This window comes from Agrobacterium sp. CNPSo 3708 (genome assembly GCF_028674915.1).
Classification (GTDB): Bacteria; Pseudomonadota; Alphaproteobacteria; order Rhizobiales; family Rhizobiaceae; genus Agrobacterium; species Agrobacterium cavarae.
This window is the reverse complement of the sequence record NZ_JAQZSF010000003.1, coordinates 233,876-256,363: the sequence shown is the minus strand read 5'-3', so window position 1 is coordinate 256,363 and position 22,488 is coordinate 233,876. Positions and strand designations below refer to the sequence as shown.

The 22,488-nt window shown below is 58.5% G+C and carries 23 protein-coding genes; 14 read left to right on the top strand and 9 right to left on the bottom strand.

Annotation, left to right across the window (positions count from 1 at the left end; genetic code table 11):
• Positions 1–27: 27 nt before the first annotated feature.
• Positions 28–1,407 (top strand): ATP-binding protein, encoded by a 1,380-nt coding sequence (locus PVA19_RS08730; protein ID WP_062440317.1) that lies wholly within the window; start codon positions 28–30, stop codon positions 1,405–1,407.
• A 33-nt stretch (positions 1,408–1,440) separates the two neighbouring features.
• Here the strand turns inward: PVA19_RS08730 and PVA19_RS08725 are convergent, their stop codons facing one another.
• The 4 genes from PVA19_RS08725 to PVA19_RS08710 form a co-directional block, all read right to left on the bottom strand.
• A complete protein-coding gene (locus tag PVA19_RS08725; RefSeq protein WP_274102043.1) occupies positions 1,441–1,782 on the bottom strand; it encodes a tRNA-binding protein in 342 nt (113 codons plus the stop codon).
• Positions 1,783–1,899: 117 nt separating this feature from the next.
• A complete protein-coding gene (gene proC / locus PVA19_RS08720; protein ID WP_440598604.1) occupies positions 1,900–2,715 on the bottom strand; it encodes a pyrroline-5-carboxylate reductase in 816 nt (271 codons plus the stop codon).
• Between the two features lie 8 nt (positions 2,716–2,723).
• Entirely contained in the window at positions 2,724–3,224 is a 501-nt protein-coding gene (locus tag PVA19_RS08715) for a YbjN domain-containing protein (protein ID WP_062440311.1), read from the bottom strand.
• 462 nt (positions 3,225–3,686) lie between these two features.
• Positions 3,687–3,950 (bottom strand): accessory factor UbiK family protein, encoded by a 264-nt coding sequence (locus tag PVA19_RS08710; protein ID WP_062426406.1) that lies wholly within the window; start codon positions 3,948–3,950, stop codon positions 3,687–3,689.
• A 300-nt stretch (positions 3,951–4,250) separates the two neighbouring features.
• Here PVA19_RS08710 and lgt point away from each other — a divergent pair, with 300 nt between their 5' ends.
• The 7 genes from lgt to PVA19_RS08675 all read left to right on the top strand — a co-directional run bounded on the left by lgt (position 4,251) and on the right by PVA19_RS08675 (position 10,677).
• Positions 4,251–5,072, top strand: coding sequence for a prolipoprotein diacylglyceryl transferase (gene lgt / locus PVA19_RS08705; protein WP_274102275.1), 822 nt, complete (start codon positions 4,251–4,253; stop codon positions 5,070–5,072).
• A gap of 5 nt (positions 5,073–5,077) precedes the next feature.
• Positions 5,078–6,178 carry a class I SAM-dependent methyltransferase gene (locus PVA19_RS08700; RefSeq protein ID WP_113261770.1) on the top strand — a complete coding sequence of 367 codons (1,101 nt, stop codon included), beginning with the start codon at positions 5,078–5,080 and terminating at the stop codon, positions 6,176–6,178.
• A gap of 193 nt (positions 6,179–6,371) precedes the next feature.
• On the top strand, positions 6,372–7,166 hold the full coding sequence (gene pgeF / locus PVA19_RS08695; RefSeq protein WP_274102041.1) for a peptidoglycan editing factor PgeF: 795 nt from the start codon (positions 6,372–6,374) through the stop codon (positions 7,164–7,166).
• A 1-nt stretch (position 7,167) separates the two neighbouring features.
• Complete coding sequence (locus PVA19_RS08690; protein ID WP_062598675.1) at positions 7,168–8,319, top strand: M24 family metallopeptidase; 1,152 nt, start codon at positions 7,168–7,170, stop codon at positions 8,317–8,319.
• Between the two features lie 78 nt (positions 8,320–8,397).
• Positions 8,398–9,102, top strand: a complete 705-nt coding sequence (locus PVA19_RS08685; RefSeq protein WP_274102040.1) for a hypothetical protein — start codon at positions 8,398–8,400, stop codon at positions 9,100–9,102.
• Positions 9,103–9,370: 268 nt separating this feature from the next.
• Positions 9,371–10,303 (top strand): ribose-phosphate pyrophosphokinase, encoded by a 933-nt coding sequence (locus PVA19_RS08680; protein ID WP_062426401.1) that lies wholly within the window; start codon positions 9,371–9,373, stop codon positions 10,301–10,303.
• 98 nt (positions 10,304–10,401) lie between these two features.
• Entirely contained in the window at positions 10,402–10,677 is a 276-nt protein-coding gene (locus tag PVA19_RS08675) for a type II toxin-antitoxin system ParD family antitoxin (RefSeq protein WP_274102274.1), read from the top strand.
• 58 nt (positions 10,678–10,735) lie between these two features.
• On the opposite strand, the gene PVA19_RS08670 is transcribed toward PVA19_RS08675, so the two are convergent.
• From PVA19_RS08670 to PVA19_RS08660, 3 genes are all read right to left on the bottom strand, one after another.
• Positions 10,736–11,158 carry a hypothetical protein gene (locus tag PVA19_RS08670; RefSeq protein ID WP_274102038.1) on the bottom strand — a complete coding sequence of 141 codons (423 nt, stop codon included), beginning with the start codon at positions 11,156–11,158 and terminating at the stop codon, positions 10,736–10,738.
• An 81-nt stretch (positions 11,159–11,239) separates the two neighbouring features.
• A complete protein-coding gene (locus PVA19_RS08665) occupies positions 11,240–12,118 on the bottom strand; it encodes a phosphatase PAP2 family protein (protein WP_274102037.1) in 879 nt (292 codons plus the stop codon).
• On the bottom strand, positions 12,108–13,622 hold the full coding sequence (locus PVA19_RS08660; protein WP_274102036.1) for an ArnT family glycosyltransferase: 1,515 nt from the start codon (positions 13,620–13,622) through the stop codon (positions 12,108–12,110). The genes PVA19_RS08665 and PVA19_RS08660 overlap by 11 nt, the downstream gene beginning before the upstream one ends.
• Before the next feature lie 29 nt (positions 13,623–13,651).
• On the opposite strand from PVA19_RS08660, the gene PVA19_RS08655 reads away from it, so the two are divergent.
• Positions 13,652–13,882 carry a hypothetical protein gene (locus tag PVA19_RS08655; RefSeq protein ID WP_274102035.1) on the top strand — a complete coding sequence of 77 codons (231 nt, stop codon included), beginning with the start codon at positions 13,652–13,654 and terminating at the stop codon, positions 13,880–13,882.
• Here the strand turns inward: PVA19_RS08655 and exaC are convergent.
• A complete protein-coding gene (gene exaC / locus PVA19_RS08650) occupies positions 13,852–15,369 on the bottom strand; it encodes an acetaldehyde dehydrogenase ExaC (protein ID WP_274102033.1) in 1,518 nt (505 codons plus the stop codon). The genes PVA19_RS08655 and exaC overlap by 31 nt on opposite strands.
• A gap of 159 nt (positions 15,370–15,528) precedes the next feature.
• Positions 15,529–16,488: a helix-turn-helix domain-containing protein gene (locus tag PVA19_RS08645; protein WP_062598679.1), complete on the bottom strand. Its 960-nt coding sequence runs from the start codon at positions 16,486–16,488 to the stop codon at positions 15,529–15,531.
• A gap of 281 nt (positions 16,489–16,769) precedes the next feature.
• Between PVA19_RS08645 and PVA19_RS08640 the strand changes: the two genes are divergently transcribed.
• The 5 genes from PVA19_RS08640 to PVA19_RS08620 all read left to right on the top strand — a co-directional run bounded on the left by PVA19_RS08640 (position 16,770) and on the right by PVA19_RS08620 (position 22,398).
• Positions 16,770–17,399, top strand: a complete 630-nt coding sequence (locus tag PVA19_RS08640) for a 50S ribosomal protein L25/general stress protein Ctc (protein WP_062426395.1) — start codon at positions 16,770–16,772, stop codon at positions 17,397–17,399.
• A 276-nt stretch (positions 17,400–17,675) separates the two neighbouring features.
• Entirely contained in the window at positions 17,676–20,072 is a 2,397-nt protein-coding gene (locus PVA19_RS08635) for a sensor domain-containing protein (protein WP_062440289.1), read from the top strand.
• 20 nt (positions 20,073–20,092) lie between these two features.
• Complete coding sequence (locus PVA19_RS08630; RefSeq protein WP_274102032.1) at positions 20,093–20,821, top strand: substrate-binding periplasmic protein; 729 nt, start codon at positions 20,093–20,095, stop codon at positions 20,819–20,821.
• A gap of 87 nt (positions 20,822–20,908) precedes the next feature.
• Positions 20,909–21,625: an aminoacyl-tRNA hydrolase gene (gene pth / locus PVA19_RS08625; RefSeq protein WP_274102031.1), complete on the top strand. Its 717-nt coding sequence runs from the start codon at positions 20,909–20,911 to the stop codon at positions 21,623–21,625.
• A gap of 152 nt (positions 21,626–21,777) precedes the next feature.
• Complete coding sequence (locus tag PVA19_RS08620; RefSeq protein ID WP_274102030.1) at positions 21,778–22,398, top strand: exopolysaccharide biosynthesis protein; 621 nt, start codon at positions 21,778–21,780, stop codon at positions 22,396–22,398.
• Positions 22,399–22,488 lie beyond the last annotated feature (90 nt).

Sequence of the window (22,488 nt, the reverse complement as noted above, 5' to 3'; positions counted from 1 at the left end):
GAAAAGAGCCGGATGGACAGGTGATCTATGGCAAGCCTCGATTTCATGAGTTTCGCCCGAAACAGCGCCCCGGCACGAGGGTGGCGCTTCTTCGTGCGGTGGCTGCGGCACTGGCTGCCCACCGGGCTTTATACACGCTCGCTGCTGATCATCATTCTGCCCATGGTTCTGTTGCAGGCGGTCGTTGCGGCCGTCTTCATGGAAAGACACTGGCAGTTGGTGACGGAGCGTCTGTCTGCTGCGGTTACGCGCGATATTGCCGCCATCATCGAACTGATCGAAACGGATCCTGAAAAGGACGACTATCAGCGGGTCATCAATATTGCTCGCGAAAAGCTGGATCTCAGCGTCTATATCGAGCCGAAAACGGAACTGCCGCCTGCTCGGCCGCAACCCTTCTTTTCCATCCTCGATTCCATCCTGGCCGATCAGATCAAAGCCCAGATCGGCAGGCCCTTCTGGATCGATACCTATGGCAATGGATCGCTGGTCGAAATCCGCATCCAGTTGAACGATAAGACGCTGCGCATCTTCACGCGCCGCAACCAGACCTATGCGTCCAATACCCATATTTTCCTTGTGTGGATGGTCGGCGCATCGCTCGTTCTGCTGGGTATTTCCATCCTCTTCCTGCGCGGCCAGATCCGACCGATCCTGGCGCTGGCCAAAGCCGCCGAAAGCTTCGGACGCGGCCAGAAGATCACCGCCTATTCGCCCAAGGGTGCCGATGAAGTCAGACGCGCGGGCCTCGCCTTCATTCTCATGCGAGAACGCATCGAGCGGCAGATGGAGCAGCGCACCGCAATGCTGAACGGTGTGAGCCACGATCTGCGCACCATCCTCACCCGCTTCAAGCTTCAACTCGCACTTGCGAGCGACAATCCGGATCTGGAAGGCCTCGACAAGGACGTCGATGACATGCAGTCGATGCTGGAAGCCTACCTCGCCTTTGCCCGCGATGATGCGGAAGAGGATGTCGGCACACTGGAAGTGGAGCCATTGCTGCAGAAACTGCAGAGTGATTTCCACATGGTCGGCAAGACGATGACGTTTCAACTCAACGGCGTCTCACATCTTTCCGTTCGCCCCAATGCCTTTTCGCGGCTGATCGGCAATCTGTCCGCCAATGCCCAGCGTTACGCCAACACGCTGTCCATCGAGCTGCGGCGCGCACCCCGATCTGTCAGCCTGGTTTTCGATGATGACGGCCCGGGCATTCCGCCGGAATCCCGAGAGGATGTTTTCAAGCCCTTCTTCCGGCTCGATGAAGCGCGAAACCTCAATGCATCCGGCACCGGGCTTGGTCTTTCGATCGTGAGAGATATCGCCAGAAGCCATGGCGGCGATGTGACGCTGGACGACAGCCCGCTGGGTGGGCTACGGGTGATCGTGAAAATTCCCGCCTGACCGTGTCAGAATGATCTTAGCGGCATTGCGCGCTCAGCACATCTTCTCACCGTTCGGCACATCGCGCTCGACGGCAGCGAGCACGATATCGCCATTGGCATCGGCAAAACCGAGCGTGAGAACTTCCGAACGAAACGGCCCGATCTGTCGTGGCGGAAAGTTGACGACGGCAAGCACCTGTCGACCGATCAGCTTGTCCAGCGTGTAGTGAACGGTGATCTGGGCGGACGACTTCTTGATCCCGATCTCGGGACCGAAATCGATCTTCAGCTTGAAGGCAGGCTTGCGCGCTTCGGGAAAGGCTTCCGTTTCGACAATGGTGCCGACACGGATATCGACCTTTTCGAAATCCGCATAGGTGATCTCAGCGCTCATCCGCGTCCCTCTTTTAACGCGTGTCGCGATCTTTCAGATTCGCTCCTTACGCTTTAAGTCCTTGTTTTGTCGCATGTCGTTATCGCAAAACCGGTGACCACTTTTGCGCGACATGCTTTAGTTCGCCAGTTCTTCTGCCCGCGTCTTGGCTGCGGCAATCGCCTTGTCGAACAAGGGCTGCATGCCGTCTTCGGCCATCAGCACTGAAAGTGCCGCTGCCGTCGTGCCGCCGGGAGACGTCACATTCTGGCGCAGCTTGGATGCATCGTCGGAGGACTGGTAAAGAAGCTCACCAGCCCCCGCGACGGTTTCTCGCGCGAGACGCATGGCAAGGTCCGCCTGCAGACCGGCTTTGCGACCTGCCTCTGCCATGCATTCCACGAGATAGAAAACATAAGCGGGGCCACTGCCGGAAACGGCAGTGACGGCATCGATATCACCTTCGGTCGCAACCCATTCCACTGGGCCGCTGACTTTCAGAAGCTCTTCCACCAGCTGACGCTGGTCGGCCGAAACGCGCTCATTGGCATAAGCACCGGTCACGCCGCGCCCCACCATGGCGGGTGTGTTGGGCATGGCACGCACGGTCGCCGCCTCACCGAGATGGCTCTCGATGGACGACAGTGTCTTGCCCGCGGCGATCGAAACGATGACTGTCTCTTCACCGACCAGACCTTTCAGGCCCGGCAGAACCGCATCCATCAATTGTGGCTTGACCGCCAGAAACAGAATACTGGCCGTTACGCTATCCGGTGCGCTCTCGCAGTGGCGAGCGCCAGCCTGGCTCAGTGTCGAGGACATGGCGTCGGAAGGACGCGGATCGATGACGATCACCGAAGAGCCGGAAACGCCCTTCTTCAGCCAGCCAGAAAGCATGGCGCCGCCCATATTGCCGGCGCCGACGAGAACGATAGGGTTGGAACCGAAGGACAGCACGCGTATCAGGCCTCGCCCACTGTCTCGAACAGGGCCGCATCCATCGCAGCCTTGGCATCCATTCCTGACCAGACGACGAACTGGAAAGCCTGGTAATATTGCTCGCAGGCTTCAAGCGCACTGGACAGCAGAACCTCGACCTGCTGGTTTGTCGGCTCGGCACCGCCTGCCAGAAGCAACGACTGGCGGAAGATGATGACATCTTCCTGGCGCCACAGGTCAAAATGCCCCATGAGCGTCTGGCCGTTGACATGCGAGAGAAGCCGGATCACTTCATTGACGCGATGGTCGGGCACCCGGATGTCGAAGGCGCAGGCGAGATGCAGCGCTTCGAACTGTTCCATCCAGGAAAACGAAATATGATAGTCGGCCCAACGGCCTTCCACCGTCATGGCAATTTCGTCCTCGCCCGAGCGCTCGAAAGACCAATCGTTGGCGGCTGCCACGAACTCGATCATATCGACCGGGTTGGAGAGACGTTCAACTTCGAATTCTATTAGGCTCATACGGCACCTTTTCAGCCGGAGATGAATGTTCTGTTTCGCACACGAAAGCACAAAAACGCACATACAAATGCCGGTACATCAGTTTAGGACGATTGCCCGACGCCGCCAGATTAACGCAGTGAACCTGTCTGGAGCTTACCGAGTTCGTTTCGAATCATCATTTAAAATCAGTCTATAACGAGCGAGTCCGAGCGCCACCCCCCGTCGTCCCATTTTCCGGGGAGAACCGTGGATATCTCTTGGCGCGTCGGATCAGTTGGGAGTCATAACCGACTCTGCCGATTGCGCTTTTTGGATGTGTCCACAGAGTGAAAAAAAATGCTGATGAAAATGCTTGCTCTTTGGATACGAATCCGCACTCGCGTAGGTTGGCGGTTGGTAGCACGCGAATTGAAAAGGCCGCGCCCTTTTTGAGGGCACGGCCTGTCTGACAGAAGTCCAAAATCGAAGATCGGATTTGGCTTAGGAAGCGTTTCCGGAAAGCTTTGCCTCAAGCGCTTCGATCCTGGCACGCAGAGCGTCATTCTCATCGCGGGCCTTGATCGCCATTTCGCGCACGGCATCGAACTCCTCGCGCTTGACCACGTCGAGGCTGTTCAGCCAACGATCGGCCTGCGCGTGAAACGCCTGTTCCACTTCCTTGCGTACACCCTGCGCCGCCCCTGCGGCATCAGTCATCAGCTTCGCGAATTCATCGAAAATGCGGTTCGTTCCGGTTGTGCTCATGGCGCGGTGTCCTCGTCTTCATCCGGAGAAACATATTGCTCTATCCGGCTCATGCATTTCAGGTAGGCACTCCCTCGGCGCGTTGCAAGCAAAAACGGGATTATGACGGGCAGTAACCTTACTTGTGACAGTCGTGAAAGCGCCAAAGAATCGCCTTGACCGCTCCCTTTTCACCCGCCATTTTCGCCCGGCGGGAAAGATCGTGCCAATACTGCCTGCCGTGCGAAAACCCGGTGTTTTCGACAACAACAAGAGAATGGAATACGCGACTTGTTTTCACCGCTTGCCTCGCTTTCGATCATGCCGTTTCCCAATATCGATCCGATCGCCTTTTCCATCGGCCCGATCTCGATTCACTGGTATGGCATCGCTTATGTCGTCGGCATTCTTCTGGGCTGGTACTACGCACGTAAACTGAGCATGACGGACCGACTGTGGCCGGGCGACAAGTCGCCCGTGACACCGGTCCACCTGGATGACTTCATCATCTGGGCGGCAGCCGGCATCGTGCTGGGCGGGCGTATCGGCTACGTGCTTTTTTATGATCTGCCTGCGGTCATGGCGAACCCCGTCCGCGCCTTCGAAATCTGGAATGGCGGCATGTCCTTCCATGGCGGCCTCCTGGGTACGACGATCGCGATGATCCTCTTTGCCCGTCGCAACGCCATTCCCGTCTGGAGCATGTTCGACATCATCGCGGCCGTCGCACCCGTCGGCCTGTTCTTTGGCCGCATTGCCAACTTCATCAATGGCGAATTGTGGGGCCGTCTGACGGATGTTCCATGGGCCGTCGTCTTCCCGACCGGCGGACCTTTCGCCCGCCATCCAAGCCAGCTTTACGAGGCCGGGCTGGAAGGCATCGTGCTGCTGATCATTCTCTCCGTACTGATATGGGCCTTCAAGGCGCTGAAGACACCCGGCACCGCGACGGGCACCTTCGTTGCCGGATATGCGCTGTCGCGTATTTTCGTGGAGTTCTTCCGCGAACCCGATGCGCAGATTGGCTATCTGGCAGGGAACTGGCTGACCATGGGAATGGTTCTCTCCGCGCCCATGTTCGCGCTCGGCGTCTGGGCAATCCTGCGGGCACGCTTTGCTGCCCGTGCCCGCCAGAACGGATAAGTGACATGCCAACGCCCCTTGCCCGTCGCATCAAGTCTCTTATTCGGCTCAACGGCCCCTTAAGCGTCACCGATTACTTTTCGCTGTGCCTGGCAGATCCCGAGCATGGCTATTACAAGACACGCCAGCCTTTTGGTCGGACGGGCGACTTCGTCACTGCACCGGAAGTCAGCCAGCTTTTCGGTGAAATGCTCGGCGTCTTCATGGTCCATGCCTGGCAGCGTCATGGCCTGCCCGCCAATGTCCGGCTGGTGGAGATCGGCCCTGGCCGTGGCACGATGATGGCAGATATGCTGCGGGTCATCCAGCGTATCGCCGCCCCGCTCTATGACGCCATGAGCGTGCATCTCATCGAAACGAGCCCGCTTCTGACCGAAACGCAGCAGAAGACGCTTGCCGCGCATGAGGGCAAGATCAGCTGGCACGAGAGCTTCGACGACGTGCCGGCGGGCTTCCTGCTGATTGCCGCCAACGAACTCTTCGATGCTATTCCCATCCGCCAGTTCGTCAAGACGCCCCAGGGCTTCAGGGAACGGGTCGTCAGCCTTGATGGGGATGACGAACTGATCTTCACCGCAGGTGTCGCTGGCATCGATCCGGACCTTCTTCCTCCACAGCCGGAGCGCCAGGCGCTCGGCACGATCTTCGAATATTCGCCTGCGCGCGAGGCCGTCATGGCTGCACTCTGTGAGAGGCTGCAAGCCAACAGCGGCACGGCTCTGATCATCGACTACGGCCATATGGTGTCCGGCTATGGCGACACCATGCAGGCACTTAGAATGCATGAATATGATCCCGTGCTTGCCCATCCAGGCGAAGCCGATCTGACCAGCCATGTGGATTTCGAAAGCCTGGTAAAGACGGCAACGGCAAATGGCGTTCATGTCAACGGCTGCCTGCACCAGGGCGATTTCCTCTATGGCCTCGGGCTCAAGGAACGCGGACAGGCTTTGGCGGCCACCGCGACGCCGGATCAGACGCTCGCGATTGCCGAAGCCATCAACCGTCTCGCAGGCGAAGGTGCAGGCAAGATGGGCGAGCTTTTCAAAGTGCTTGCAGTCTCCAGCCCTGCCCTTCATTTGCTGCCATTTCGCGCGCTGGATTGAGCCCGCTGACGAGTGGAAACGTGCCGGACGCCTGAGAGGAGATTGACACAGGCCGTCCGCTTGGGCCAACATTGGGTCAATTCGAAGCAGAGCACATCTGCCGCACGGCATCTTTTTGAGATGCGCCCATCGGAAACACTCGCTCAGAATCATCACTGAAAAATCGGCGACACCGCAAAGGATTGAACACCCCATGCAGGACGACACGCTGCCGCTTCCCGTTCAGAGCACATTGCTTGAGGCGGCATCTGAAAACGGCATACGCCATGGTTTCTTCACCCGTGAAGGCGGCGTTTCGAAGGGCATCTATCGCGGTCTGAATGTCGGTCTCGGCTCGCAAGACGAGCGTCAGTCGGTGCTGGAAAATCGCAGCCGCGTCGCCAAATGGTTCGGTCTTTCCGTAGAGCGGCTTGCAACCGTCCACCAGATCCACTCCCCTAACGTGGTCGTGATCGATGAAGCCTATGATGGCAACAGGCCCCAGGCCGACGCCATGGTGACGGCGACGCCCGGCGTCATTATTGGCGTATTGAGCGCCGATTGCGGGCCGATCCTTTTTGCCGACAGCCAGGCTGGCGTGGTTGGTGCGGCCCATGCGGGGTGGAAGGGCGCGGTTCATGGCGTATTGGAAAACACCATCGACAGCATGATCGCGCTTGGCGCACGCCGCGAAAACATCGTTGCCGCACTTGGCCCCTCCATCGCGCAGGAGAATTACGAAGTGGGCCCGGAGCGTGTCGAAGACCTCAAGCGGCTCGACCCCAACTACGAACACTACTTCGCCCCCTCAAAGAACGATGGCCATGCCTATTTCGACCTCAAGCAACTGACCATGGATCGCCTCGCCAAAGCAGGCGTCCGGGCCGAAAATCTCAATCTCTGCACCTATCCGGATAACAAGCGTTTCTTTTCCTTCCGCAGGACCACGCATCTGTCCGAGCCGGATTACGGGCGGCAGATCTCAGCAATAGCAATTTTGGAGACGTAAGATGGCTCTACACTTCGAACCCGCCGAATTCGAGGCCCGTCGTGCCCGCCTGATCGAGAAGATGGCAGAGGAAAAGCTGGATGCGGTGCTGCTCTTCGCCCAGGAGAGCATGTACTGGCTGACCGGCTACGACACCTTCGGCTATTGCTTCTTTCAGACGCTGATCGTCAAGGCCGATGGCTCGGTGTCGCTTTTGACGCGCTCCGCCGATCTGCGTCAGGCCCGTCATACGTCGAATATCGAGAACATCGTCATCTGGGTGGATCGCCTCAACGCCGATCCGACGCTCGATCTCAAGAACCTGATGAGCGAGATGGATCTGCTCGGTTGCCGCGTCGGCATCGAGTTCGACACCCATGGCATGACCGGTCGCGTGGCGCGCCTGCTGGACAACCAGTTGGCAAGCTTCTGCCAGATCGTCGACGCCTCCTACCTCGTCAGCACGCTTCGCCTGGTAAAAAGCCCAGCCGAGATTGCCTATGCCAAACGCGCCGGAGAGCTTGCCGATGACGCGCTCGATGCGGCCATCGCCCTGATCAAGCCAGGCGCGGATGAAGCCGACATTCTGGCCGCCATGCAGGGCGCGGTCTTTTCCGGCGGCGGCGATTATCCCGCCAACGAATTCATCATCGGCTCCGGCCCTGATGCGCTTTTGTGCCGCTACAAGGCCGGCCGCCGCAAGCTCGATGCCAAGGACCAGATCACGCTCGAATGGGCAGGTGCGAGCGCCCATTACCACGCGGCTATGATGCGCACCGTCGTCATCGGCGAACCGGAGTTTCGCCACAAGGAACTCTACAACGCCTGTGCAGAAAACATCCGCGCCATCGAAGAGGTCCTTCGTCCCGGCTACACCTTCGGCGATGTGTTCGACGTGCACGCCAAGATCATGGATGAGCGCGGCTTGACCCGCCATCGCCTCAACGCCTGCGGCTACTCGCTCGGCGCGCGCTTCTCTCCCTCCTGGATGGAGCATCAGATGTTCTACGCCGGCAACACCCAGGAAATCCTGCCGAACATGACACTCTTCGTGCATATGATCATCATGGATAGCGATGCCGGCATCGCCATGACGCTGGGTCAGACCTATGTAACGACCGAGGGCGCCCCACAATCGCTGTCCCGTCACAGCCTCGATATGCTGACCGCCTGATTTGACTCCGAACCCAAACCACCCTTAAATCACAGCAATCCTGGGGAGGACGGAGCCAATGATGAAGAGATACAAGGCATGAAGAGGCTCGGTGCGGTCCTTGCAGTTCCCGGCCTCGTGATGGCTCTTTCTGCATGCAACACCAGCGATGCGCTTACCCCGCAAGTCAATGTCGGGCACAACCAGACGCCATCGACCCCCGTCAATCAGGGAGATCTCGACCAGATGGCGGCAGCCGCTGATCGCTCCGGCTCTGGCGTCGCTTCGCAAGTGCCGGCCTATGCGCCACAGAACACGCTGCAGGCGCAAGCCCAGGCGATGACGAGCGGCGGTCAGTATGGGCAGCCCGTCAGCCGCCAGCCTCAGCAGCCACCGTCCCAACCGCAGCAGCAGACCGCAGCGCTTGCGCCGTCGGGTGGCGCCAGCATTCGCTTCCTGCCGATCATCGGCGCGCCGGTACAGGCCGTCACGCCGCTCTCCAGACAACTGGGCGCCGAAGCCCGCGCCAAGGGCCTGACGATCCTGCCTTCCGCCGATACCTCGGCCAACAACATCCTGAAGGGATACCTGTCCGCCTTCGAAGATGGCAGCAAGGTTACGATCGTCTATGTCTGGGATATTCTCGATGCCAATGGCGCGCGGCTTCATCGCCTCCAAGGGCAGGAATCAGTGGCCTCGCGCGGAGGCGACCCATGGTCGGCCGTCACCGATGGCGTGATGCAGAAGATCGCAGCCAAGACGCTGGATGATTACCAGGTATGGCGGCAGAGCGGGCGTGGATAAGTCAGTCGGTCGAAAGCGCTTGCGCCGATCCAATCGATTGAAGCGACATTGAAAACAGCCGAGTCACAAAGTTTTCACGAAAATCATGGGTAACGCGGTTCCGGCTATTGCATTCACAGGCAACAGCGCTATTAAGGCGCCCATGGCAAAACGGCATGTCCGGCGCCCTTCTGGGCCGGGTATTCCTTCCCGTTGAACGACGCAGTGGCCGCGGACAGACTTTAAAAATCCCGGGCTCAAGCGATGGCATGGAAAACAGGCGGCACCCATGAAGGTTTTCGCAGGCAATTCGAACCGGCATCTGGCCGAAGCGATCTGCAAGTATCTCAATGTTCCCCTGGGAAATGCCACAGTAAAACGGTTTGCGGACCAGGAAATCTTTGTAGAAATCGGTGAAAATGTACGCGGCGAGGACGTTTTCCTCGTCCAGTCCACATCCTTTCCCGCCAACGACCACCTGATGGAACTGCTGATCATGATCGACGCGATGCGTCGCTCCTCGGCAAAGCGCATTACCGCCGTTCTCCCCTATTTCGGCTACGCCCGTCAGGACCGCAAGGCCGGTCCAAGAACACCGATCTCGGCAAAGCTCGTTGCCAATCTCATTACCGAAGCCGGCGCCGATCGCGTCCTGACGCTCGATCTTCACGCCGGACAGATCCAGGGCTTCTTCGATATCCCGACGGACAACCTTTTCGCCGCACCGATTCTGGCCCGCGACGTCAAGGAACACTACGACACCAACAACGTCATGGTCGTTTCGCCGGACGTCGGCGGTGTTGTTCGCGCACGCGCGCTTGCCAAGCGTCTCGACTGTCTGCTCGCGATCGTCGACAAGCGTCGCGATCGCCCAGGCGAGTCGGAAGTCATGAACGTCATTGGTGACGTCTCCGGCAAAGACTGCATTCTGATCGACGACATCGTCGATTCCGGTGGTACGCTCTGCAACGCAGCCGAAGCGCTGCTGAAAAACGGCGCAACCAGCGTCACCGCCTACATCACCCACGGCGTTCTCTCCGGCGGCGCCGTCGCCCGCGTTGCATCCTCTAAGCTGCGCGAACTCGTCATCACCGACAGCATCCAGCCGACCACCGGCGTCCAGTCCGCGCACAACATCCGCGTGATCACCACCGCCACTCTGCTGGGCGAAGCGATCAACCGCACGGCGATGGAACAGTCGGTTTCGGGTCTCTTCGATTGATCTAGCTGCTCCTTCGCCTTCTACATCCGCCGTTGGAAACGAGTAGGACTCAATCCTATCTTGGTGTATTCTCCGATGGCGATATGAAGGTGATGACCATGCGCACAACACAGTCCCTCAGCATTACCCTACCATTGGACATGGCGGAAATGGTCAAAGCCAAGGTAGCGTCTGGTGAGTATGCGAGCGAAAGCGAAGTGATCCGCGATGGTTTGAGAACGCTCGCCGCGCAAGACGCGGCAGTGGACCGTTGGCTTCGGGATGAAGTCGTGGAGGCATACGATGCTCACAAATCAGATCCGACACGCGCCGTGCCGCTCAAGCAAGCAATGGGTCATGCACGCCGCATCGCAAAAGGTGTAGATGAAGTTTGATTGACGAGCAGTGCGCTTCGACCTTGAAGCCACGAGGCGATCTCGTGTGCACCGCGCCTCATATCGTCGGCGCTCTCCTTACTTGTTGTAGTAAGTCCTTGATTTCGATCTCTGTATTAACAGCAGAGCTCCAATTTTCCTGATCAAGACTTCCCTGTAATGTTGATGGCTGTTTATGACTTCTTCCACTAAATGCGGTGTTTCTCGCGATCATCTTATCAACCTGTGGATGAGAGCCATCATAGAGAAGGGCTTTTTCGAATTCTTCTGGAGTTGCCTTAGGCGGTTCGTTTAAAGGTTCTATCCGATAATTTGGCGAGTGCCCCTTCCCAGAAAGACCAATGCGGACGCAAGACGGCCCATACTTTTTTTGCGCCTTAATAAAATTGCCGTACATTGCGGGCAACCAATCAACAGGCTTGAACAGTAAGTTATGTTTTACTAAAAAGATCAGATCAGCGTCTCGCGGTAATTTTCCCACCCGAATCTCCTTAAATCATCCCGCAGATTGATCGGTTGTGGCACCGCAAGTCAACGTAATGGTAAGGGCTACCTCTCACCGCTACTTCGCGCCCATGCTCGAGAAATGCTGTGAAAACCTTGTCCATTCTCTCGCTGCGTAAGTTTGCATATAAATAGCTGCCCTGACAGTGTTCCGCAACACCGTCGTCAGCAACCGAAGTCCGCGGTTTTGCGCATCCAAAATGATTACTGAAACGTCCGCCACCACCGAGCGGACTGTGAAGACTTGCCGATGTTGCCCAATCGCGAGAACACGATAGAGGATAAGGGACGTCAGCGCGGCAAAAAGGATCGACATCGTTGTGTCGCTGAGGAAATGGCGTCCCGCAGCCATGCGCATCGCGGCCGTTGCGATGACCAGGAAAGCAGCGATCACCGTGCAGACGACCTTGCCGCTGCGTGACAGCTGCGGCCAGAGCAAGACGCACACCGGCAGGACGACGCTTGCAATCAGCGCCGCCTCGCCGGATGAAAAGGAACAGTTCTTGAAGCACTGATTGCTCAGCTGAAACGCCGGCGTAAATGTCTGGACCCCGCCGAATTCGATCACGCCGTCAGGCCTGGCGCGGCCAAGCCATGTCTTCAGGATACCATTGACCAGCAGCCCAGCGCAGGCCAGCGTGTTGCCCCAGATGAACGCCCAGACCCGCCAGCCGGTCTGTTGCGTGGTTCCGATCAGGATGTTGCCCAGGAAGATGAGGAATGTGACGACAGCAAACGCCTCCCCGCCGTGACGCAGCACATCTCTCCAGAACATGAAGTCCGGGCTGCGGCCCATCCAGTCACCAGCCTGCCCGTTGAAGAACAGGGAGGAAATTCTGAGGTCCAGGAAGGGGAAAGCCGCAAAGACGATGACGGCGCAAAGCGTTGCGATCGTCAGCCAGATGGTGAGCCGCATATGAAGGATGTCATGGTCCATGGTTCGCCCCCTCAAGGCAGGAGGCTGGGATCTTCCAAAGACCCACCGTGGCGCGTTCCATGAAGCCGGCGGTTGCCGCCCACTCGGCCTGCGGCGGCTCATCCTTCATGCAGGCGGGAAGCGAGTCGGCACGCGATAGGAGAAGCGCGTTCGCCGTCTCGCCTGGCTGCAGCGGATAGAGCAGCGCATAATGACTGGAGGGAGGCTCAGCACCCTCGTTCCATGCCCGTGGCACAATGTGGTGGTCGTCTCTCAACTGATAGAACATCTCCGCCAGGAAGGACCGGTCGGACGCAACGAGAACGTGAGCGTCCAGCCTTCTCGCATCTGCAATCGCTGTCGATACCAGAGCGAACCGTCCGAGATAGCGCTTCAGCGCCAGATCACCATTGGGAAGACGCAACTCCGTACCGAAGATGGTCAGCAGCGGCAGGATGATGGCAACGACAGTGTTGAGAATGAGCGACGCCCGCAGCCAATGCGGCCGTGCCGCAAGCCACGGCGTTGCAAGCAGGAGGCCTGCCGCATAGGCGCCGACGGCCCAGTTGGCGAAAGCGCGTGAGATCAGAGCCTGCGCTGTCATCAATAGGAGAAGTGGAATGCTGAGTGCGCACAGAGACCGCACTGTCGGCGTTCTCATGTCACGCAGGGCCATCAGCATGGCGATGAAAACGAAGGGGCCGACAACACCGGCCTGCGCCCCAAAGAAACCCAGCGCCGAGCCGATATTCAGGCCGGCAGCATTCCAGTGGGCGATCGAAACCGTGTGACGGGCAGTGGCAAAGTCATGCGCATAATTCCACCACAGATTGGGCGCGACAACGAGTGTGGCGACCGCTCCCGCGAGCAGAGCATGCGACCACCGAACCCGCCAATCCCTGTCCAGATAGGCCGCCAGCGGCACGAAGGGAAACAGAAAGGCCATGGCGTATTTCGACAGAAATCCAAGTCCGACAGCAAAGCCAAGCCCGATCGCCAGCATCAAGGCCAGCGGCCCGCCTTCAGTCCTTATGGCAGAAAGTTTACGCCACAGGATCAGCGAGACGACGATGAAAAGCAGCATCGGCGTATCGGTGGAAATCAACAGGCTGGAAAGCGAGACACCCGGCAGCGTGATGTAGATGATTGCCGCCAGCGCGCCGATCCGTGCATCGTAGATCATCCGCCCCAGATAGAACATCGCAGCCGCGGTCATCGCATGCAGGATGGGCGCCGCCAGACGGACGTCGAAAGTCCCCTCGCCGCCCATAAGCCAAGTGGTCAAGCGAATGACCCAGCCAATCAGCGGCGGTTTGGAATAGGCCCCGAAGGCCATCTCCCGGCTCCAAAGCCAGTATTGCGCCTCATCGACGAAGAGGTCTGTCCTGTCGAAGGCAAGACAGATGATGCGAAACAGGGTTACGCCAAGCACCGAGAAGACAGCAATGGCAAGCCAGCGCGAACGCTCCGTTTCCAGCCCGCCGATACGTTCCGCGCCGTGAAATTGTCCGGCAACACCGCTCATGATTGGCACCTACGGGCGGCGCGAGCGGAATGAAAAAAATAAAAAAAGAAAGGGCGCATATCGATCCACGCAACAATATCGTTGAGGATATGCGCCCGATTAATGACACTATTACGTCAACTCAGATCGCCTTGATACAAATGGCATCGGCGCACTTAAAAGACCTTATGCGAGCCATGGCCGGAGTCGGCACCGGCGGAAATACCGCCGGCACCGGGTTCGCACGACATCAGAAGAAGCCCAGCTTGTTCGGGCTGTAAGAGACCAGCAGGTTTTTGGTCTGCTGGTAGTGATCGAGCATCATCTTGTGGGTCTCGCGGCCAATACCCGACTGCTTGTAACCACCGAAAGCAGCACCTGCCGGATAGGCATGGTAGCAGTTGGTCCATACACGACCGGCTTCGATGCCACGACCTGCGCGATATGCCAGATTGGTATCGCGGCTCCAGACGCCTGCACCCAGGCCATAGACCGTGTCATTGGCGATTTCGATCGCCTCTTCCACCGTCTTGAAGGTGGTGACGGAAACGACGGGGCCGAAGATCTCCTCCTGGAAGACCCGCATCTTGTTGTTGCCTTCAAACACCGTCGGCTGGATGTAGAAGCCGTCCTTCAGATTGCCGGAGAGCGACTTCTTGTCGCCGCCGGTCAGCACCTTCGCGCCTTCCTTCTTGCCGATCTCGAGGTAGCTCATGATCTTGTCGAACTGTTCCTGAGATGCCTGTGCACCGATCATGGTGGAGGCATTCAGCGGATCGTCCTGGCTGATCGCCTCGACCCGCTTCAGGGCTTTTTCCATGAAGCGGTCATAGATCGATTCATGCACCAGTGCGCGGGATGGGCATGTGCAGACTTCGCCCTGGTTCAGCGCGAACATGGCAAAGCCTTCGAGCGCCTTGTCGAGGAAGGCATCATCCTCGTTCATCACATCGGCAAAGAACACGTTCGGCGACTTGCCGCCGAGTTCCAGCGTGATGTTGGTGACGTTATCCGCCGCATAGCGCATGATTTCCTTGCCGACCGAGGTCGAACCGGTAAAGGCGATCTTGGCGATGCGGTTGCTCTGCGCCAGCGGCTTGCCGGCTTCCATGCCAAGCCCGTTGACGATGTTGAGCACGCCAGGCGGCAGAAGATCCTCGATCAATTCCATGACAAGCAGGATGGAAGCGGGCGTCTGCTCGGCCGGCTTCAGCACCACGCAGTTGCCGGCGGCGAGTGCCGGCGCAAGCTTCCACGCAGCCATCAGGATCGGGAAATTCCAGGGAATGATCTGGCCGACGACACCGAGCGGCTCATGGAAATGATAGGCGACGGTATCATTGTCGATCTGGCCGATCGACCCTTCCTGCGCGCGAATGCAGCCTGCGAAATAACGGAAGTGATCGATGGTCAGCGGAATATCGGCATTGGTGGTTTCACGAAGCGGCTTGCCATTATCCCAGGTTTCTGCCCGGGCGATCAGATCGAGATTGTCCTCGATACGCTGAGCGATTTTGAGAAGAATATTGGAGCGTTCGGTGACGCTGGTGCGGCCCCAGGCTGCACGCGCCTTATGCGCGGCATCGAGGGCTGCTTCGATATCGCTGGCATCGGATCGCGGCACTTCACAGATCTTCTGCCCGGTAACGGGGGAGATATTGTCCATGTAGCGGCCGGACTTCGGCTCCACCCATTGGCCGCCGACATAGTTGCCGTATTTCAGTTTGAACGGGGTTTCTCCCGCTTTGTGCTGAACCTGGATGTTCATGTTTTCATCCTCCCTGATGAACAACGATCATTGGTTGATCGCGTGGAGAGAGGTTGTGCCTACAATCGGGCAAATCAAAGGGGCGGCAGGCCGTTCCGCAGTGCACAGTGTTTCACATCTGCGACAACGGCCAGGCCAATCAAGGCTTGCGCCTCCGTTTCAATGCACGGAGAGCTTCTTCATCTTGCGGTGGAGCGTCGCGCGGCTGATCCCCAGCAATTCGGACGCCTGCGTCACGTTGCCATTGGTGCGCGCCAGGACCCGTCTTAAAGCAGCGCGCTCGGCTTCCATCAAGTCGCTGCCTTTGTCATGCCGCTCTTCTTTGAGTGCGTCCGATGCGGGGATCCCTTGCGCTATCCGCGCATCATCGAGCCGCAGCGCCAGCCGTGCAGCGCGGGTCGCCCCCAGGATGATATCGTCCTGATCGACGGCCAGCAGCGACAGCATCGTCGATTGGCCAGGCGGCACGATCAGGATGCGGGCGCCTGGGAATGCGCGGCGGAACAGATTGCCCTCGATGCGCTGTGCGGCATCGCGCACGGTCTGCGTCACCATGGAAAAGGTCAGTTCGTTGATGTCGTCCCGGCAGGTGGAAATGTCGAGCGCGCCCGTCACCTGCCCCCGGTGGTCGCGGATCGGCGCTGTGGTGCAGGAGAGATTGATGTTGGAGCTGAAGAAATGCTGGTCGCGATAGACCACCGCCGGCCGCTCGTCGGCAAGTGCGGTGCCGATGCCATTGGTGCCTACACTCGCCTCGCTCCACAGCGCGCCGGACCAGAGCCCCGCCTTTCGAAAATCGTCATCATCGCCCGCAGCACCGCGTCGTTCCAGGGCAACGCCCTTGGCATCGGTCAGCAGCAGGCAACACCCTGCCCTGCCAACAGTGGAAAAGATGCGGTCGATTTCATCGGTGCTTTCGGCCAGAAGAGCAGATGCCTCGTCGCGCGCCCTGCGAAATTCCGCCTCGGACAGGAAGATCGGCTTGCGATTTTCCTCCGGCGCCAGATGATGCATCGTCATGCAGCGTCGCCAGGATGCGACGATCGGAGAACTTGCGGCAGCCGATGAACGGTTGGCGCTCTCATAGACATGATTGGCATGTGCGGCATCGTTCGACATAGGCTCCTCCCAAAGCTTCTGTTATCGTGCGCCGGTTGTGGCGATCTTTCAACGGTAAAATAGTCGCATGCGACCCCACATGAGGTCGCGATGCGTGGACCAGGTGTGATCCCATCGTAAAACCCCCGCGGTCTTGCGTTCAAGGCCGCTTTATACTATAGCGCGCGCATCCGTGTAGACACCCTTGGAGGCAACGCGGTCGGGTTGGCGCAAGCGCCGCCCCAGTTCTCGTCCGGCCAAGCCGGTTTGAACTCTCCATATAACCTCGAAAAGGAAATGCCATGAGCAAAGAAACTTATGAGCTCAAGGCCGAGGCGCGCGAACGAGTTGGTAAGGGGTCCTCTCGTGAACTTCGCCGCAACGGTTTGATTCCCGCTGTCATCTATGGTGACAAGCAGGCCCCGATTTCTATCGCGATTTCGACCAACGAAATCACCAAGCGCATCCACGGCGGCGGCTTCATGACGACGATCGCAACGATCGACGTCAACGGCCAGAAGTACAAGGTTCTGCCGAAGGACTACCAGCTTGACCCGGTTCGTGACTTCACGATGCACGTGGACTTCCTGCGCGTTTCGGCCAACTCGAACGTAACCGTCGAAATCCCGGTTCACTTCATCAATGAAGAGAAGTCCGAGATCAAGACCGGCGGCGTTCTGAACATCGTTCGCCACACCATCGAAGCCAACGTTCCTGCGGACCAGATCCCTGACGCCATCACCGTCGACCTCGAAGGTCTGAAGGTCGGCGACAGCGTTCACATCTCGCAGATCAAGCTGCCGAAGAGCGTGGTTCCGACGATCACCGATCGCGACTTCACCGTTGCAACGATCGTTCCGCCGGTTGTCGACGTTGTTGAAGACGAAGCACCTGCTGCTGAAGAAGCAGAAGGCGAAGACAAGTCCGAATAAGACCTGTTTGGTTTTTCTTGAAGAGGCCCCGTATCGAAAGATGCGGGGCCTTTTTGCATGTTGGTTCATCCGCACGACGACGCTGCCCGCGCCATCTGACGCGCTTCGAATGCCATCACTCAATTCAAGAATGATTAAGCATTCTGCGAAACGATACCTCAAAGCTTTGGTTCTACAACCGCAGCTGGAAAAGGCTCTCGAGCAATCGAAAACGCCCTCACGGCGCTTGGGCCTTTACCGCATGGACGGGAGTTTTTGAGGATCAAGAGAGGGCAGATGACCCATTCGGTAGAAAGGCGATTTCTGGTGATCATATCCGGCGCGTTGCTGGCTATCGTCGCGCCGCTTTTTACGATTTTGCTCAGCCTGTCCTACAATGCCGCGATCTCCAGCCAGGCCGACCGGCTCGAAATTCTCATCGTCGCCAACGCGCAGGCTCTCGGCCGCCCCCTTTGGGATCTGGATGACGAAAGCATCAACCAGATTACCGGCACGCTCATTAACGATCCTGCGATCTACATGGTCCGGGTCAAGGACAGTTTCGGCCAGCTCGACGTCACTCAGACATCAAGCGCCCCCAGAAGCGACGACATGTCGTCGCTTAGCCGTGACATCTACTACAAGAACCTCGACGGCGAAACCAAGGTCGGGACGATCAAGATCATCTTCCGTGATGTCGGCGTCTTCTCATCGCTGAACGGCATCGAGCTTTCCTTCCTGTCGATCTTCATTCTGGCGATCTTGACGGTGTTTGGCGCCGCCATCGTCGGCAACCGGATGATGATCATGCGCCCGCTTCTGCGGCTGACGGCCGCCATCGAGGCAACTCGCAGGCTGGGCTCGCGCCACCATGTCGACTGGCGCTCGCGCGACGAAATGGGACGGCTGGCTCTCAGCTTCAACGAAATGCAGACGCAGCTCGAACGGGAAGAGCACGAGCTCAAGCGTGCCCATCGGCGCACGACGGAAATCTACAACCGCACCCCGGCCATGCTGTTTTCACTCGATCCCGAAAATCGCGTCGCAGCGGTGAGCGATTATTGGGTGAAGGCAACCGGCTATAGTCGCGAGGATTCCCTTGGCTGCGCCTTTGAAGCCTTCCTCCATCCGGACGATCGCGAAAGTTTCCGCCAGCGCCATCAAAACCGCCCATCCGACCATACCGATGAATCCTACGCGGCTGAGCTCACCGTCCGCTTCATCTGCGCCGATGGGCGTTCGATGGATGTGCTGATTGCCGAGAAGACGCTGCAAACCGGCATCGAGGAGACCAGCGCAGATGTACTGAGCGTGATGACGGACGTCACCGAGCTTCGTCAGTCGGAACAGCGCAACGGCCTCCAGGCCATTTCCGACCACCTGACCGGGCTTTTGAACCGCCAGGGTTTCGAAGCCATGCTGGACCAGAAGATACTGCATGCCGATGCGGCTCAGACGAAACTTGCCTGCCTGTTCATCGATCTCGATCGCTTCAAGGGCATCAACGACAATTTCGGCCATGCCGCAGGCGATGCGGTTCTGAAACAATTCGTTGGTCGCCTGAAAGGCGTTCTCAATCCGCTCGACTCCGCGTCGCGGCTTGGTGGCGATGAGTTTGCCCTATTGCTTGCGGGGTCGGACGCGGAAGAGCGATCGCTGAAAATCTGCGAGAAGATCGGCGCGATGTTCAACGACCCCTTCATTTTCCATGGTCAAAGCATTCGTCTCAGCGCCAGCATCGGTCTTGCCATCTATCCGGAACATGCCCGCAGCGCCTCGGAACTGCTGCAACACTCCGATCTTGCCATGTATACCAAGAAGCGGGCCGGAAAGAATGGCGCCCAGATCTTCGACGCCACGATCATGAACGAAGCGCGCCAGCGGGCAGAGATCGAGCAGGAAATCGAGCAGGCCATCGAGGAAGACTGGCTTGAGGCACACTTCCAGCCCATTCTCAACTTGCAGACCGGCGTGACCTGCGGCTTCGAAGCCCTGATGCGTTTGAACCATCCGCGCAAGGGCATTCTGCCGCCCGGCCCGATCATCGGCGTGGCGGAAGAAAATGGCAGCATCAAGCGCCTCGGTAACCGCGTACTCGAGCATTCCATCCGCAACCTCGCGGAAATCTCAACCGTTCCCGGCCTCGAAAAGGCCTATGTCGCCGTCAACTTCTCCGCCCAGCAGTTTGAGGCCGGTCTACCGACGCGCATCGCTGGCCTGCTGCACCACCACGGCATCGTTCCGCAGCGCCTTGTGGTGGAGATCACCGAAGCCGTGATGATGCATGACGACCCGCAGGTGCGCGCCGTCTTGAATGCCATCAGCCTGCTTGGATGCCGCATTGCGCTCGACGATTTCGGCACAGGCTATTCGTCGCTGAGCTACCTCAACCGCTTCCCCGTCGATATCGTCAAGATCGACCAGTCCTTTACGCGCTCCATCAGCAAGGATGCGCCCGACATCAGCAAGAAAAGCCGGATGCTGGTGGAAGGCATCAGCGCGATCTCCCACAAGATGAACTGCCTCGTCATTGCCGAAGGGATCGAGACGGAAGAGCAGAAGACGATGCTGCAAGAGATCGGCGTGGATTGCGGGCAGGGCTATTTGTTTTCCAGACCGCGCGCGATACAGTCTCTGATCGAAACCTATCAGGTTCCGCTGGAGGATGGAAAAAGGCTGAAAGCCGCGCAATAAACGCTGTGGGAGGGGTAGCAGTGTTACGAGCAATTCTCTTATCGATTGGTCTGTCGACCTGCTTGCTGGCCGCGACATCGGCCAGTGCCGAAAAACTGTTTCTATCGACGGAATATTATCCGCCTTACAATCTGCGCGACGCCGATGGACAGCCAAGCGGCGTCTACTGGGATCAGTTGAAGATCATTCTGGAACGAACCGGCACGCAGTATGAAGCGACCGTCATGCCTTGGGCGCGCGCCATCAAATTGGCCGAGACCGCACCCATGCACTGCGTCTTTGCCGCGGCCCGCACCGCCGAGCGCGAGCCCCGCTTCAAATGGGTTTCCCCCATCCACACGGATCGCAATGTTCTGGTTGCGCGTCAGGGCCACGTCATGAACATCAAGACGCTCGAGGATGCCAAGGAATATACCGTCGGAACACAGCGCAACGACTACACCGAAGGCCTGCTCCGCTCGATGAATTTTCCACGGATCGACATCAGCGCCGATTTTAACAATACGCTCTCAAAGCTCGCCGCCGGTCGCATCGACCTGATGCCCATGTCGGAAAGCGCGCTGAAGAACCTCCCCCAGAAAGACTTTGAGGAGGTCATCACCTTCAGCCGGCAGAGGCTTGGTATGGCCTGCCACAAAAGTGTGCCGGACAGCCTGATCGAGAAGATGCAGAAGGTGCTGGACGATCTGATTGCCGATGGTACCCAGCGGCGCATTTACGAAAAATACGGTCTGATCATCAGCGACTAACAGTTAGCGCGCCCACAAAAAAGTTGACACCCGCGGCGTTTCGCGTTGGTGAAGTGTATCGATTTTGAGTGAAGCGGAATTTCGTCCATGATCATCATTGCAGGCCTCGGCAACCCCGGCAATCAATATGCGGGCAACCGTCACAACATTGGCTTCATGGCTGTCGATGCCCTGCAACGCCTGCCCTCCTTCACGCCGTGGTCGAGAAAGTTCAAGGCGGAAATCTCAGAAGGTGAGATCGCCGGTGAGAAGATCCTGCTGATGAAGCCGCTGACCTTCATGAACCTGTCGGGTGAATCGGTCGGCGAAGCCATGCGCTTCTACAAGCTGGCCCCTGGCGACATCATCGCCATTCACGATGAGCTGGACCTGCCCGCCGGCCGCGCGCGCATCAAGACCGGTGGCGGACATGGTGGCCATAACGGTTTGAAATCACTCGACGCCCATTGCGGCAAGGAGTATCGCCGCCTGCGCCTCGGCATCGGCCACCCGGGAGACAAGGACCGCGTGCATGGTCATGTGCTCGGCGATTTCGCCAAGGCCGACAAGGCATGGCTCGACCCGCTGCTCGACGCCATCGCCGACAACGCCGCCATGCTGGTGAAGGGTGAAGACTCCCAGCTTATGAATAAGTTGGCGCTTGCGACCGGCGCGAAGGCCGAAGTCGAAAAGCCCATCCAAGCGGCAAAACCGGCGGCGCAGTCGCACATCCATCAGGCGCGGAACCACGCCCAGCCGAAAAAGCTGCCGGAGACTGGCCCCATGGCCGAGATGCTGAAGAGGATGTTCGGCAAGAAGGACTGACAACAAAAGTCGTCACCGGCTTTAGCCTGATCAGACGACAGGCCACGCAGGATTGGGGATATGGCGCCTTGAAACACGGCGCGACCTCCCCATCTCTTTGCGCATGACCAATATCGGCCATTTGATTGTGATCTTCCCGAATTGGGCGCTCCATGGATAAGGAAGCGCCGCATCAAAGCATGGCGGCAGCGCTGAAGCGCCTGCCGCACGACCTCCCAGAACGTGTCACGCTCGACTGTCTGCTGGACCGGCTGGGCGACAAGGCGATCGCCTTCGTGCTGCTGGTCTTTGCCATTCCCGCGATCATTCCGACGCCGGGTATTCCGGCTGGCATGATCTTCGGCACCGCATTGGCGATCCTGTCGCTGCAGATGATGTTTCGAGCACGCAGGCTTGTTCTGCCTGGTGTCCTGGGTCGTCTCTCCATCTCGCGCTCGATCATCGAACTCACGGCAGACAAGGCAGCACCCCGGCTGGAGAAGCTGGAAGCGCTGCTGAAACCACGCGGGCACATGCTGGCACGCTTTGCCGGACCGGCCTTCATCGGTATCGTGATTTTTATGATGGCCGTGATCATTGCACTCCCGATCCCGTTCGGCAATACGCTCCCCGGCATCACGGTGCTGATCATCGCCCTGGCGCTGGCGCAACGCGATGACCTTGCGCTTCTCGGCGGACTGGTTCTGGCCGTCGTCTCGGTGCTCTTCTCCATCGGCATCGTCTATGGTGGCTGGGCGCTGATATCCGCGTGGTTCGGCTTCGGACAGCCTTAAGCCTAGTCGCAAAAGGGCGGATTTCTCGCCCTTTGCTGCAACAAGACTTGACCTTGCTCCGGCGTTTCCGCAAAAGGCTCGCAATCGGAA

Coding starts and splice junctions, on each gene's coding strand:
- PVA19_RS08640 (WP_062426395.1), top strand. CDS start 16,770: ATGAGCAAAGAAACTTATGAGCTCAAGGCCGAGGCGCGCGAACGAGTT.
- PVA19_RS08715 (WP_062440311.1), bottom strand. CDS start 3,224: ATGAGCCTAATAGAATTCGAAGTTGAACGTCTCTCCAACCCGGTCGAT.
- lgt (WP_274102275.1), top strand. CDS start 4,251: ATGCCGTTTCCCAATATCGATCCGATCGCCTTTTCCATCGGCCCGATC.
- pth (WP_274102031.1), top strand. CDS start 20,909: ATGATCATCATTGCAGGCCTCGGCAACCCCGGCAATCAATATGCGGGC.
- PVA19_RS08725 (WP_274102043.1), bottom strand. CDS start 1,782: ATGAGCGCTGAGATCACCTATGCGGATTTCGAAAAGGTCGATATCCGT.
- PVA19_RS08710 (WP_062426406.1), bottom strand. CDS start 3,950: ATGAGCACAACCGGAACGAACCGCATTTTCGATGAATTCGCGAAGCTG.
- PVA19_RS08685 (WP_274102040.1), top strand. CDS start 8,398: ATGAAGAGGCTCGGTGCGGTCCTTGCAGTTCCCGGCCTCGTGATGGCT.
- PVA19_RS08665 (WP_274102037.1), bottom strand. CDS start 12,118: ATGGACCATGACATCCTTCATATGCGGCTCACCATCTGGCTGACGATC.
- exaC (WP_274102033.1), bottom strand. CDS start 15,369: ATGAACATCCAGGTTCAGCACAAAGCGGGAGAAACCCCGTTCAAACTG.
- PVA19_RS08660 (WP_274102036.1), bottom strand. CDS start 13,622: ATGAGCGGTGTTGCCGGACAATTTCACGGCGCGGAACGTATCGGCGGG.
- PVA19_RS08700 (WP_113261770.1), top strand. CDS start 5,078: ATGCCAACGCCCCTTGCCCGTCGCATCAAGTCTCTTATTCGGCTCAAC.
- PVA19_RS08730 (WP_062440317.1), top strand. CDS start 28: ATGGCAAGCCTCGATTTCATGAGTTTCGCCCGAAACAGCGCCCCGGCA.
- PVA19_RS08675 (WP_274102274.1), top strand. CDS start 10,402: ATGCGCACAACACAGTCCCTCAGCATTACCCTACCATTGGACATGGCG.
- PVA19_RS08655 (WP_274102035.1), top strand. CDS start 13,652: ATGAAAAAAATAAAAAAAGAAAGGGCGCATATCGATCCACGCAACAAT.
- pgeF (WP_274102041.1), top strand. CDS start 6,372: ATGCAGGACGACACGCTGCCGCTTCCCGTTCAGAGCACATTGCTTGAG.
- PVA19_RS08645 (WP_062598679.1), bottom strand. CDS start 16,488: ATGTCGAACGATGCCGCACATGCCAATCATGTCTATGAGAGCGCCAAC.
- PVA19_RS08620 (WP_274102030.1), top strand. CDS start 21,778: ATGGATAAGGAAGCGCCGCATCAAAGCATGGCGGCAGCGCTGAAGCGC.
- PVA19_RS08690 (WP_062598675.1), top strand. CDS start 7,168: ATGGCTCTACACTTCGAACCCGCCGAATTCGAGGCCCGTCGTGCCCGC.
- PVA19_RS08680 (WP_062426401.1), top strand. CDS start 9,371: ATGAAGGTTTTCGCAGGCAATTCGAACCGGCATCTGGCCGAAGCGATC.
- PVA19_RS08635 (WP_062440289.1), top strand. CDS start 17,676: ATGACCCATTCGGTAGAAAGGCGATTTCTGGTGATCATATCCGGCGCG.